This window comes from Marinomonas foliarum, assembly GCF_016906065.1.
GTDB classification, from domain to species: Bacteria; Pseudomonadota; Gammaproteobacteria; order Pseudomonadales; family Marinomonadaceae; genus Marinomonas; species Marinomonas foliarum.
In genome coordinates, this window is record NZ_CP070273.1 from 3,359,287 (window position 1) to 3,372,808 (window position 13,522).

The 13,522-nt window shown below is 40.5% G+C and carries 10 protein-coding genes; 5 read left to right on the forward strand and 5 right to left on the reverse strand.

From position 1 onward, the window contains the following. Positions 1-26 precede the first annotated feature (26 nt). Positions 27-905 (reverse strand): MBL fold metallo-hydrolase, encoded by an 879-nt coding sequence (locus JSY38_RS15605; RefSeq protein ID WP_168827367.1) that lies wholly within the window; start codon positions 903-905, stop codon positions 27-29. Positions 906-1,108: 203 nt separating this feature from the next. Here JSY38_RS15605 and JSY38_RS15610 point away from each other — a divergent pair, with 203 nt between their 5' ends. Next, positions 1,109-2,458: a sigma-54 interaction domain-containing protein gene (locus JSY38_RS15610; protein ID WP_239543996.1), complete on the forward strand. Its 1,350-nt coding sequence runs from the start codon at positions 1,109-1,111 to the stop codon at positions 2,456-2,458. A gap of 148 nt (positions 2,459-2,606) precedes the next feature. Beyond that, the gene (locus JSY38_RS15615; RefSeq protein WP_205114039.1) at positions 2,607-3,260 is read left to right on the forward strand and encodes a peroxiredoxin; all 654 of its coding nucleotides are present in this window, start codon (positions 2,607-2,609) and stop codon (positions 3,258-3,260) included. 319 nt (positions 3,261-3,579) lie between these two features. Here the strand turns inward: JSY38_RS15615 and JSY38_RS15620 are convergent, their stop codons facing one another. Then, entirely contained in the window at positions 3,580-4,470 is an 891-nt protein-coding gene (locus tag JSY38_RS15620) for a nucleotidyl transferase AbiEii/AbiGii toxin family protein (RefSeq protein ID WP_205114041.1), read from the reverse strand. Between the two features lies 1 nt (position 4,471). Beyond that, on the reverse strand, positions 4,472-4,996 hold the full coding sequence (abiEi, locus tag JSY38_RS15625) for a type IV toxin-antitoxin system AbiEi family antitoxin (RefSeq protein WP_205114043.1): 525 nt from the start codon (positions 4,994-4,996) through the stop codon (positions 4,472-4,474). Between the two features lie 1,477 nt (positions 4,997-6,473). Between abiEi and JSY38_RS15630 the strand changes: the two genes are divergently transcribed. Then, positions 6,474-8,105 carry a BCCT family transporter gene (locus JSY38_RS15630; RefSeq protein WP_239543997.1) on the forward strand — a complete coding sequence of 544 codons (1,632 nt, stop codon included), beginning with the start codon at positions 6,474-6,476 and terminating at the stop codon, positions 8,103-8,105. A gap of 326 nt (positions 8,106-8,431) precedes the next feature. On the opposite strand, the gene JSY38_RS15635 is transcribed toward JSY38_RS15630, so the two are convergent. Then, entirely contained in the window at positions 8,432-9,388 is a 957-nt protein-coding gene (locus JSY38_RS15635) for a sugar-binding transcriptional regulator (RefSeq protein WP_110571597.1), read from the reverse strand. Positions 9,389-9,705: 317 nt separating this feature from the next. Further along, positions 9,706-11,190 carry an FGGY family carbohydrate kinase gene (locus JSY38_RS15640; protein ID WP_110571598.1) on the reverse strand — a complete coding sequence of 495 codons (1,485 nt, stop codon included), beginning with the start codon at positions 11,188-11,190 and terminating at the stop codon, positions 9,706-9,708. Between the two features lie 735 nt (positions 11,191-11,925). On the opposite strand from JSY38_RS15640, the gene JSY38_RS15645 reads away from it, so the two are divergent. Both JSY38_RS15645 and JSY38_RS15650 read left to right on the forward strand, forming a co-directional pair. Next, positions 11,926-12,858 (forward strand): D-ribose ABC transporter substrate-binding protein, encoded by a 933-nt coding sequence (locus JSY38_RS15645; RefSeq protein WP_110571599.1) that lies wholly within the window; start codon positions 11,926-11,928, stop codon positions 12,856-12,858. Between the two features lie 78 nt (positions 12,859-12,936). Beyond that, positions 12,937-13,521: a DUF2291 family protein gene (locus tag JSY38_RS15650; RefSeq protein ID WP_110571600.1), complete on the forward strand. Its 585-nt coding sequence runs from the start codon at positions 12,937-12,939 to the stop codon at positions 13,519-13,521. Position 13,522 lies beyond the last annotated feature (1 nt).

Genomic DNA, 13,522 nt, shown 5'->3' on the forward strand with positions numbered 1-13,522 from the left:
CTCGATTATTGTTGTCGTTGTTATCGTTATTTGAACGCGTTAACTGGAACTTTTAGGTACACCAAGCCATTTTCTTCAGCTTTTGGGAAATCCCCTGCTCGCATGTTGACTTGCAAAGAGGGCAGAATCAGGCGAGGCATCGACAAGGTTTTATCGCGACTTCCGCGCATTTCAACAAAGGCGCTTTTCTCAATGTCTTTCTTCACATGAATGTTGTCGTTTTTTTGTGATGCAATCGTTGTTTCGTATTCCAACTCGCGACCATTAGGGCAATAGTCATGGCACATAAAGACTCGATACTCTTCAGGAAGAGCCAGTATTTTTTGAATAGAGTCGTATAACACGCCCGCATCTCCGCCAGGAAAATCGGCTCTCGCTGTTCCAGCATCTGGCATGAACAAGGTATCACCAACAAAAACTGCATCACCTAGCACATGAGTAAAGCAGGCCGGAGTGTGTCCCGGTGTGTGCATTGCAGTACATTGTAATTCGCCAACTTGATATTGTTCGCCATCGTGGAATAGGTGATCAAACTGTGAACCATCAAGTTCAAATTCGGTGCCTTCATTAAACACCTTGCCAAATGTTTCTTGGACGATGGTTATCTGTTTACCAATACCGATCTTTCCGCCAAGTTTTGATTTTAAATAAGGTGCGGCAGAAAGATGATCTGCATGCACATGAGTTTCGATGATCCATTCAACATGTAAATTATGTTCATTTACATAGGCGATGATTTCGTTGGCACTGGAGTTCGAGGTGCCACCGGAGGCATAGTCAAAGTTAAGTACGCTATCAATGATTGCGCAGTTATTTGATTTAGGATCCTTTACGACATATGAAAAAGTATTTGAGTCTTTTTCAAAAAAAGCAGCGACATGCGGTTTATTTGAAGTGTCCATCATAGTATCTCCTCTGGTTTTAATTTGAATATTAGAAATATTGCATGTTTAAAACATAGCACGATTTATGCCAATTCAATATAACTATATAAGTTATTGATATATGTGTTTTATTTTTTAATTTCCTGTTATTTATGAATTTAGAATTGACTGATAGCGCAGAAATTGACATAAATGACATAAGTTTTGACAAAAATGGCGGTTTTATGATGCAGGTTATTGCGACTGATGCTTATTCTTATAAACACCTAGCTCAGATGTTAGATGGTTATGATTGCCCAGCGATCTTGGTGTCTCTGGATTATCAAATATTAGCTACGAATCAAAATTACAGAAAAGAATTTGGCGATGTTTCGATTCAGGCTTCACCTCGTTGTTATGAGGTATCTCACGGTTACAGCGTCCCTTGTGACGATGCTGGAGAAGACTGTCCCTTATCCGCGGTATTAGCGTCTGGACATAAAGAAAGAGTATTGCATATCCATCAAACTCCCCGTGGCAAAGAACACGTTGATGTTGAAATGCTGCCAATTTTTGACGACGACGGAAAGCCGCAGTTCTTTATCGAATTATTAAAGCCCGTTGCGGTTACAAGTGTCGGTCATGAAAACGGTACCTTAGTTGGCAGAAGTAAACGCTTTAACGCAATGCTAGAAAAAATCACGAGAGTGAGTAAAAGTGACGCTTCAGTTTTATTGTTGGGGGAGTCTGGTACTGGTAAGGAGTTGGTTGCTCAGGCTATTCATCAATCCAGTGGTAGAGAATCCAAATCCTTGGTGACCCTAGAATGCGCTGGATTGACCGATTCCTTGTTCGAGAGTGAATTGTTTGGTCATGTGAAAGGCTCTTTTACCGGCGCAAACAATAATAAAACGGGTCTTGTTGAGTTGGCTAACGGTGGAACATTATTTCTCGATGAAATAGGGGATGTGCCACTTTCCATGCAGGTTAAATTGTTACGTTTGATTGAGACAGGTACATTTCGTCCGGTAGGGTCGGCCACCGTTAAACATACAAACTTTCGTTTAATTTGTGCGACCCATAAAAACTTGATGAAAATGGTAGGCGAAGGATCCTTTAGACAGGACCTATTTTATAGAATTAATGTTTTCCCGATTTATGTGCCAACCCTACGAGACAGAATGGAAGACATTCCTCTTCTCGTATCAAACTTATTGAATAGGATCAGTAAGCAAAAAGAATACTACCTTACTGACTCCGCTCTACAGCGGCTGAAGGGACATTCTTTTCCTGGCAATATTCGTGAACTCAGCAATATCTTGAATCGGGCAATCGTACTGACTGACACTAATATTATTGATGTTGTCACAATCGATGAGTGCCTGAGTATCGATTATGAGGAGTACGATGATGCATTCCTTGATGTAAAAAAAACCATCACCAAGGGGGAGGAAGAGCCACACCTAGTGGACCTTAAAACGGCGGAAAAAAACTATTTGGCTGAGTTAATGACGATTTTCCAACATGATAAAGATAAGGTCGCAAAGGTGGCGGGTATCAGTCTTCGCTCTTTGTATCGAAAGTTAGAAAATTAGTGGCATAGGAAAGCTGTTTTCACAAAGGTATTTATTAGTGCTATTAAACTTATAGTAAAAGTATATTTCTATTTGGTTATAAACTTATTCTATATTGTTTGTGTAATTTAGATCTTTCTAATATAAAGTCATTTATGAGGTAAATACCATGTCACTACGTATAAACGATATTGTTCCAAATTTAGAGCTTGAAACTGATCAAGGTACTTTTAAATTACATGACTGGATTGGTGATAGTTGGGCCATTCTATTTAGTCATCCTAAAGACTTCACACCGGTATGTACTACTGAGTTTGGTGCTGTAGCACAACTGTCTGCTGAATGGGAAAAGCGTGGTACAAAAGTAATCGGTTTGTCAGTAGATGGGGTAGAAGAACATAAGCAATGGAAAGCGGATATCGAGTCTTTCTCTGGTGCGAAAGCCAGCTTCCCTATCATTGCCGATGAGTCTTGTGATGTGTCGAAAGCTTTAGATATGTTACCAGCTGACGCTTATCTTCCAGATGGTAGCACCGCGGCTGATTCTGCTAGCGTGAGAGTTGTGTTTATTATTAGTCCTGATAAGAAACTGCAGCTTTCTATGACTTATCCAATGTCTGTCGGCCGAAATTTTGCAGAGGTGTTACGAGCGCTTGATGCATTACAAGCAAGCTACGGTGTGCCGATTGCAATGCCTGCAAACTGGGAAGTTGGACAAGATGTTATTGTTTCTTTGTCGTTAAATGATGAACAAGCGAAAGAAAAATTTGGTGAAATAAACGTTAAGCTACCTTACTTACGTACTACAAAAATGCCTAGCTAATAGTTGGGGCATCTTTCTTAAAATACCGGCTAATTGCCGGTATTTTTTATCTATTTCTTATGTTGATGTGGACTTCCCTCATTTTACTAGACAGTATCAAACTCGAACATCCTCATGCAGTCTCTGCCAATGTTGTTTTAGCTTTTGTTCATTGGTAGGTTCTTAGGCCAAAGGCTTCTCGCTTTTTTCATGGCATCATCCAAGTGCGGTTTGATCGCTCGCCATGGAATATATGTGTTAGCAGCCCAATGTTTAAAGTATCTATATGAGACATCGTACCAAGCTTTTGCCTTGGCGAGGTATGGGAAGCCCATACTGTTTAAAGTCCCATATCAAATTTCTTTGTCTGTAAGTCAGGTTTGAGTATCGGGTCTGTCATGCTTTTAATTTCAAGTTGCACGTATTGCCAATATTCTGGATTATCAATTGTTCGCTGTTTAATTTGACTTGGAATGAAACGGCTCATTTCGTTGTTGAAGTCGGCTTTTACCTCTTCTTCGTTGAGTAATTTTTCGACCTGAAGGGTAAGCGACTCTATGAAGTTAGCTTTTGTTTTTTCTCTTGCCGCAAGTTTTTTGTTGATCAGCTCTATGGATACGTCAATACCTCTTTGCTTGATCCAAAGAATATCCCAAACATCACGAGGTTTAATACGTCTGGAACGGTATGCTAGAGCAATGAATTTATCTGCCAAGGTTTCTTCTAACGACTGAACTGGGATCAAAAGTCCTTCTGTCGGAACGACGACATCGTAATGACTTATCAGTGGTCTTCTCTCAATGTCGAAAGAAGGGATAGCACAAATGTCTATATGCATTTTTTGACGTGGTAGGTCAGGGCGGTTAGCTTCTTTTTCGATACTAATTTTCCAAGAAGATGTGTCTCCTTGTTTGTCTTGGTTTGGCTTATTTACCCAGACTTCTGTTTCATATTTTTTTTGTATGTATTTTTGAATCTCGACTTCCAAACCATCAAAGTCATCAGGTTTAAAGTCATGCCCTCCATTAAAATCTAAATCCTCAGATAATCGAGAGCTGTTGTGGCATAAGCGAAGTGATGTGCCGCCAATAAAAGTTAGTGATTGCATAACTCCCTGTTTTACCATGACCGCCATAATATCATGGTGCAATATTTCTTTTTCTATAACAGGTGTTATCCCTGCATGCTCAGGATTGGTGTTAACAATTTGCTTTATGACTTCTTTGAGCATGTTATGCCTCCAGCATGTGCAGATTTCGATTACAGTTTTTTAAATCAATAAGAGCTTGGATTGTTTTGGCCCGATACATTTTTATATCTGAATCGAAATAAATATTAGGAGCGATTGTCTCGATCGTTTTTTTTGTATGTGTAAACTCAATGACGCCATAAGGTGTCGGAAAAATACCACTTCTACCTTTTGTCATCACAGTGAGTCTGTCCATAACAATTTGTGAAATATCGCCTGTATAGCTAAGTTGGCTCTCTAGGCTGATATAGTTAAATACATCTCCTCTGAGCTTATTTACAATCTTGTAAATGGCCGTTGATCCATCAGGCGGAGTAATTGTACTTTCAAAAATACCCGTTGCTACTCTTCGTAAGACACCGTTTTTTACGCAATCTGTGAGGAACTTTGTAAAGGCAGGGGTATGCTTTTCGCCGAGCATAAATGCTATTTCTGTCGACGTATGAACACCGCCACCAGCTTTAGTAGCATCAGATAGTACGGACAGTAGTTTTTCTTTTTTACTCATAGTGGTCTACGTATTATTACTTTAGATGTATTAAAGTGTAGACCTGAAAGGTTGGGGTGACAATGTTTTAGGTCTACAAAATAATACGTTATAGGTTATTTTTTGTAGACCTTTTATAGTGCTGAGAAGGCTTTAATCCCACTGAAATTCAATTTTACTACGAATCAAAGCAACAAAAATGTCCAAAAGTATGCTTTGATTCAAAGCAATTGAAACTATGCATTTATGGGTATTTTGGCCTTTAAAGTATGGGGTAATTTGAGATGCTTTGATTCGAAGTGTAGAGGTCATGGGCCAAGATGGGATCAAAATAGGCCAAAATCCCCTGATATAGAGTTTTATTGCCTTATATTGCTTTGATTCAAAGGATGTGTGTTTACTAAGGCATTGAATATATTATATAAAGTAGTTCATTGTCATGTGAGGGAATATTCAGAGTAACCTTGACATGGTAGAGGTCAGCAGTTCGAATCTGCTTAGTCCTACCACTCTTTTTTACAGTAAAATTATACTTACTACACTTAATTCGTGAGTGTAAGTTACGAAAGCCGAACCCAGTGTTCGGCTTTTTTGTATCTGAAAATGATAAAACTCAATCCCATCAACTTTAGACTCCTGAAACTTCCCCTTTTTAAAGCGCCGGAAAAAACTCCTGTATAAGCTTTCACAGCTGCGGATTCTATTTATCGAGATGCATAAAAACGAGCAGAGCTCAGAGGTATGAAAGCAGATTGGTTGATTGTCGAAATGCTAAGTAAGGTTAAAGTGCGTCTTCTCAAAAAAACCGAAAATAAACAAACAACGAATCCGAATGGAATATCTCAAAGTCAGCATCCCTGCAAGAGTAGAACCCCCATAACGGATCATAAAGTGCCAGTTAAGCTTTAAAAAAACATCTATCGAGGTCTGGCGAACGACGACAACAGGCTCGCCATGTTGTTTGCTCTTGCAAACGTGTTTCGAGTTATCTGATGGTCCGATCCGCAAGGGGTTAATCCGTTAAAAAAACCACTAAACTAGGCTCAATTACCTTGTTTAGTGGTAGAAAGGGGGCAGCTATTGGCTTTTCTGAATGTTATGGCGTGCATCTCGACTTAGACTTCGACTTGATCGCATGCTCCCTAGGAAAAATCCTTAGCATAAGAAAAACTTATGTTAACCATTAGTTTCTACTTAGTTTACAAGCTTCTAAATGTTGCTCATTATCGAGTAACGTATTTCGAATACAAATAGCGATGAATCTAATTTCAACATTAATAATCAATCTACAAAAGACTAAATAAGCAGTTTATTAATTAGTTTTATCAAGATTTTGGATATAGATAAAAATGGAAAGATAATTTGGGAAGGATGAAAAGTAAATAGTAATTAAATAACTAGAATAAAAATTAAATCAACTGATTTAAATAAGGAACACATATGACTCAAAAAAGGTTTTACCTAGAATGTAAGTTACAATACGCAGGGGGGTTGTCAGATGACTGATATAAACAACCCCAACCCCACCAATAATAAAAGTGATATGCAAACAGCTTATGTTGTCGGGCAAGACAACATTGTAGGTTCACTTGGACCATTAGGGTTTGATATCCACAACCGAGTATTCATCATATCCGCCCTTACATCCATCATTTTTATTATACTTACTCTGGTTTTTCCAGCAGAAGCAGGTAATCTCTTTCAATCTATAGTGTCTTTCTCAACCAAAACACTGGATTGGTATTTCTTAGGCCTTGTTGACTTTTTTATACTATTTTGTGTGTTTCTTGCTATTTCCCCCTACGGCTCAGTCCGTCTTGGAGGGAAAAATGCCAAACCTGATCACAGCTACTTATCTTGGTTTGCATTACTGTTCACTGCAGGTATAGGAATCGGGTTGTTATTCTTCAGTGTGTTGGAGCCTGCATATCACGGCAACGTATCTTTACCTTTAGGTATCACATCTCCTTTTTCCCCCGATGGAGAGCTTATCTCAGGCGCTGTTGAAGAAGCGACCGCCATGGGGATTGCCGGAACCTTCCTTCACTGGGGGATTCATGGTTGGGCTGTCTACGTTATCATGGCTCTAGGTCTAGGTATATTCACGTATAACAAAGGTTTGCCATTTTCAATTCGTTCAGTTTTTTTTCCAATTCTTGGTGATCGAGTTTGGGGATGGTGGGGCGACTTAATTGATATTCTCGCCGTATTTTCTACACTCTTTGGCTTGGCGACATCGCTAGGACTTGGTGCACAACAGGCAAACGCTGGAATGAATTTCATATTCGGTATGGAAATCAACACAATAACTCAAGTGATTGTAATCACATTAGTGACGGCCTTTGCATTGGTGTCAGTATGGCGTGGACTAGAAGGAGGGGTAAAAAAACTCTCTGAGATAAATATGGTCATGGCTGTACTCTTTTTCCTATTTGTATTGTTTGCAGGCCCAACTTTGGTAGGTCTAAACGGCTTCTGGACGGGGTTAACTAAGTACGTTACGGAATTTATTCCCTTATCAGCTCCATTTGGTCGTGATGATGATGCATATCGCCAAGGATGGACTGTATTCTACTGGGCTTGGTGGATTAGTTGGGCGCCATTTGTTGGCATGTTCATCGCACGAGTATCACGTGGTCGTACTGTTCGAGAGTTTGTTACTTGTGTACTGATTGTTCCAAGCCTGTTCATCTTTATTTGGATGGGGGTGTTTGGTGGTATTGCACTGGATCAGTTATATGCTGACCCGAGTAACAGTTTGGTCAAAGAATACGTGATAGACAGCTATCGCCCTGAACTATCGCTTTTTGGTATGCTAAATGAATTGCCACTACCTGGTATGACATCAATTTTAGGTATCATTTTAGCGCTGGTGTTCTTTGTAACCTCTTCAGATTCTGGGTCGTTAGTTATCGACACCATAACGTCTGGCGGCAAAGTTGATGCACCGCGTCCACAGCGTATATTTTGGGCTGTAGTAGAAGGCTTAATTGCTATCGTATTGTTGATCGGCGGTGGCTTATCAGCACTTCAGGCGGGGGTAACAGCAACAGCTATTCCGTTCTCTATCTTAATGTTACTTATGTGCTACTGCATTGTTATAGCTCTCAGAGGGGAGCGAAACAAGTAAAGCGCAGTTTTTAGAAAATAGAAGCTTTCAGTGTACTCCCGAACCTTACGGTTTTTGGTACTCTGAAAGCTTTTTTATTATTGACTTCAGGTTGTGTTTTACTGAGTGAGAAATATGCTGCTTTTTAGCTGTTTCCAATACCCATAGTTTAAATTTTTCGGCATTTTGGAACAGAAATTGTTGAGCAGTATGGACTTCCCTGAGTGTCCTTGTTTGCACTTGCAGGTGCGGAAATATAAGGAGGTATTTTTAGTCTACTTATGAAAAATTACAGGTGGTGATGTTAGAGAATTAGTGTCTTCCTAAGTCGTAGACAAGGCATCTTATTAGTCATCTAACTCAAGCAAGGCTTTAGCGGTAATCCTATCTGTGATCAGCACATCTAAATAGCCTCCTTTTAAAGCGCCATGAATAGATGACACTTTTTCATTTCCTCCAGCAAGACCAACGACACGAGGGCATTTTCTTAGCTGCTCTAGTTGCATTGAAATAACTGGATCTTCGTCTTCTGCAAGTATTGCTACGCCGTTTTTATCGTAATAATGTAGGCCAATATCGCCAACCGCACCGCGATTACTTAATAGTTCAGTCATTTCTTCGTGGTAATAGTTGCCTGAGTTGCGTAATAAAGACGATGGCTCTGTTGAACCTATCCCTACAATTGCCAAGTCTACTTCATCAAATTTATTTACAACATTGGCTACTTCAATGCTCTGCAGTAGGCGCTGTTTGTCTTCAACAGAACGCTCGATACTTAATGCTGGAAGTAAAAAGGATTCGCAGCCAAGAATGTTGGCCAGTGACTGAGTGAGCATGGTGGACTGTAAGTTACCATTTTGTCCCACTCCGCCCATAAGCTGAATAACCCCAGAAGCACTTATTTTTAGCGGGTGTAATGCATCAATCATGGCTCGAATGGTAGTGCTCCATGATGAAATGCCGATTAATTCATCTTTCATTAATGTTGTTTGTAGATAGTGGGCTGCCATCGAACCTATGGCTCGTTTGATTTGATCATCGCTTGGCTCTTCATCAACATCAACAACAATGACTTGTCTTAACCCATAAAGTTGCTGAAGTTGGTGCTCAAGACCAATAAAGATATTCGGCGGTTGAACGACGGAGATTTTTACAAGTCCTTCTTTCAGGCAACGGGTAAGAGCACGTGAGACTTGGGATTGAGATACATTTAACAACTGCGCTACTTCAGACTGTTTTTTGCCTTCGTTGTAGTAGAGGCTGGCAATTTTAACCAGCAGGCGTAATTCGCTTTGTGTCGTCATAATGTTCTCCTGAGCAGCGGGCTTTGCATCAGGTTACGTAGGTTAGTTACCTGTATCTGATTGCCGCATTTGGGGTCTAGTTACACGTTGTGTCTATGGAGTGGAAAATCCGAGTAGTATACTAGAATAAATATTCACAATTAGCATCTTAAATCCTATATGATTTTTTATGCAAAACATTCCAAATAACGCTTGTATGCTCTTAGTTTACTGGATCTTGCTGAATCAGCAGTGAAGAGATATCAAGCTAAATTGTAAGGATTCCCCAAATAAACTATAGCTACGTGGTTATTGTGCTTTGTTCTTTTACATCCTTTCTAATTCGTTTTGTAGAGCGTGCGTTCTACTGCTTCTTTCCAGCCTGCGTAGCTATTTATTAGGTCACTTTGTTTGCTAGTAGGTTCGATAATTTCAATATCACGTTTGAGTGAAGCGAGTTGTTCTCGGCTTGACCACCAACCTAACGCTCTGCCTGCTAAATAACCTGCACCCATTGCTGATAGCTCTTCGGTAAGGCTGCGTATAACTGTTTTTTGTAACAGGTTTGCTTGTAATTTCATTAACCAGTGATTTCGCGTGGGACCTCCGTCTACCAGTAATGTATCAAGTTTCACGCCGCCCATTTTTTCCATTAAATAGAAAACGTCAGCTACTTGAAACACTATAGCTTCAAGTGCTGCTCTGGCTAGAATGGCAGGGCTGGAGTTGTCAGTTAAGCCTGTTATTAACCCCCGCGACTTTGAGTTCCAGTGTGGCGCACCTAAGCCTGAAAGTGCGGGAACGAAATAGACGCCATCATTATTTTTAGTGGACGCTGCTAAGTTCGAAAATTCGCTTAAGTCGCTGATACCTAGGAGCTTAGACATAAAACCAACTCCTGCACCTGTGTGAGTAATGTTACCCTCAAGCGCATAGCTCAGAGCCCCATCATTCCAAGCAACTGTGCGTCCTAAGCTAAAATCTGTACTCTGGCTAAGTTCTGCTATAGGTGTCATTAACGAACTGCCTGTGCCATAGGTCGTCTTGATCGCTCCAGGGGAAAATCCACCTTGACCATAGAGTGCGGCATGTGAATCACCAATTTGCGATAGCAATGGAATACCATCGGCTAGATTGTCAAAGCCAAGTGTTTCTCCACGATGGCCAGAAGATGGCATGATGTTTGGCAAACAGGCTTTAGGGATGCCAAATACAGCGAGGAGTTCGTCATCCCAGCTTTGAGTGTAGATATTAAACAGCTGGGTTCGAGAAGCATTGGATACGTCAGTACAGAATGTTTGTTTGCCACTTAGATTCCATGCTAACCAGGTATCGACAGTGCCAGCACAGAGCTCTCCGGATTCAGCACGAGACATGCCATCTGTTAAATTGTCTAGCATGTAGCGTAATTTTGCTGCTGGGAACAGAGGGTCGATTGGTAGGCCTGACTTTATTTGTACCCGTGATGCGTTATCACTCTTAGCCAGTGTTTCACAAAAAGGGGCTGACCGACGGCATTGCCAACTAACGAGAGGCGTAATAGCTTTACCTGTTGCTCGCTCCCACACCAAAATAGATTCACGCTGGTTACTAATGCCGATTGCTTTGACATCGGCATTAGGTATTTGCGCTAATGCTTGGTCAATGGCGCTAGATACAGCTGTTATTATTTCATTCGGATCTTGTTCTGACCAAGCCGCTTTAGGGTGGCTGATCGTCAGTGAAACGGATCCTTTAGCAATGATTTCTCCATTTTGGGTAATACAGACGGCTTTCGCGTTTGTAGTCCCTTCATCAATGGCGATAATTATGGGCACGGTCATTATTATTTTTCTCCGGCTAATTGACGTTTAGTCGTCGCCTTTACGACTCATTAGTTCTATTAAGTCATATTGTTATTGATTTTAGTAAGTAGATGCATAGAGCTTAGCTAGTCTGTTTTGCATTTTCACTTACATAGGTCGATACAATGTCGATTGAATATATATTCATTTTTGTATTTATATTCAATCAGGCTAGCTTAAGTCTGTCAAGAAAACGAATAACGAGGCGTTTGAGTTTGCATTAGAGGAATGTGAGTCGTTAAAAATAGTTATGCCAATTGCTTGCCTCAGGTAAATTATTGCTCAGATACTGTGAATTTTGTGGCAAAAAAATATTAGATTCAGGTATAGAGCGGCGATGGTTAGAGCTAGCCATTCCTGTAGTAATGGCTGTTTTTCTTGTCTTTTAGAAAAAATATATGAGGAATAAAACCAAGTATATAAACATCAATTATCGAATAAAAAGCCGTGATTATAAGGGTATTTAAGGTTTTTTTAAGACTTTTGGTGGATATTTTTTTCGTTACTTTATCCCTAATAATTTAATAAATTCAAAGTGTTAAGAGGGCTTAATCGCTTTGATTCACGCTTTTTATTCTGTTTTGCAGCTAAAAAATAGGTTTATAGCACTAGACAATCATCAGGTGTAATCCTAAACTCTCTCATGCATAAAAAATTGAATGTGCATAAATATGCAGACAAATAAAAATAAACGCATAATTAGAGGGTAAAAATATGAATAAGAAAATCCTTAAATCAACGTTAGTGGCAGCTGCAATTGGTTTTTCTAGTCTTGTTTCAGCACAAGGCTTAATTGCGATTATCACCCCTTCCCATGACAATCCTTTCTTTAAATCAGAAGCTGTCGGTGCGCAACAAAAAGCCGAGGAGCTTGGTTATACCACTTTAGTTGCTTCGCACAACGACGACGCAAACCTTCAGGATAACTTGATTTCTACTGCTATCGCTCGTAAAGCGGTTGCAATAATTTTAGATAACGCAGGGGCAGATGTAACCATAGGGGCTCTTGAAAAAGCGAAGAAAGCGGGTATTCCAGCCTTCTTGATTGACCGTGAAATTAACGCGACAGGCATTGCCGTCTCGCAAATCGTATCGAATAACTATCAAGGTGCTCAGTTGGGCGGCGAGAAGTTCTTGGAGCTGATGGGTGGTGAAGGTAAGTATGTTGAATTGCTAGGTCGAGAATCTGACACCAACGCCCATGTACGTTCGCAAGGTTACCATGACATCCTAGATGATTACCCAGGCATGGAAATGGTTGCGCAGCAAACAGCTAACTGGAGCCAAACTGAAGCATTTACTCGGATGGAATCCATCCTTCAAGTAAACCCAGATATCAAAGGCGTAATTGCAGGTAACGATACCATGGCGCTCGGTGCAGAAGCGGCATTGAAAGCCGCTGGCCGTAATGACGTTATTGTTGTTGGTTTTGATGGTAGTAATTATGTACGTGATTCCATCTTAGCGGGAAGCAATATTAAAGCGACTGTCCTTCAACCAGCTTGGGATCAAGCGCAAATGGCTGTTGAGCAAGCACACAAATACATTACTACGGGTAGTACTGGTTTGCCTGAGAAGCAGTTAATGGACTGTATTCTTATTGACGAATCCAATGCTAGCCAACTTGAAACCTTCGCGATGAATTAATTGCGAATCGATATAAATGGACTGGTTACTGTTAGCCAGTCCGTTATTTCAAACAAGACTTAGTATTTAGGTGTGACCATGCTTACTTTAACCAAAGCCTTAAAGTTCACGATGTTATGCGCAATGGTGATTGGAGTCAGTGCCTGTAAAGTCGTCAAACTAGACGAAAACAACAAGCCAATTATTCCAATGAGTGCGGCAGAAGCTTCGAAGATCAAAAATATGGAGCCGGATGTCATTGCTCAAAAACTCTGGCCGCAAGTTACTGCGCAATACCAGGACGCAGAATCCATTGACCGTTTAGATTTTTCTGTCGATACGAGTACGTTCGTTAAGGTCGACGGAACTGTTACCGATTTCCAACCTAGTGCGCTGGGTAACAAGATGACAGTCAGTTCTGGTGATTACGTTATTCCGCTTCAACTTGGACCTGTAGTTAGAGGTAATACAATCCGTGATGCATTGGATTTTATTAGCTTCGACCAATTTAAAAATCAAGTGCAGTATGCCCGTTTATCTAAGGAGCTTAGTAAGCAAGCTCTGTCTCATATTGATGCACCAGACGAAAGTTGGGTTAGCTCTAAAATAGACCTGATTGCGGCGATTACACTGAAAAACGGACAAATTGTCTCTGCTGTGCCACTCAAAATGGCTAGGAGATAAA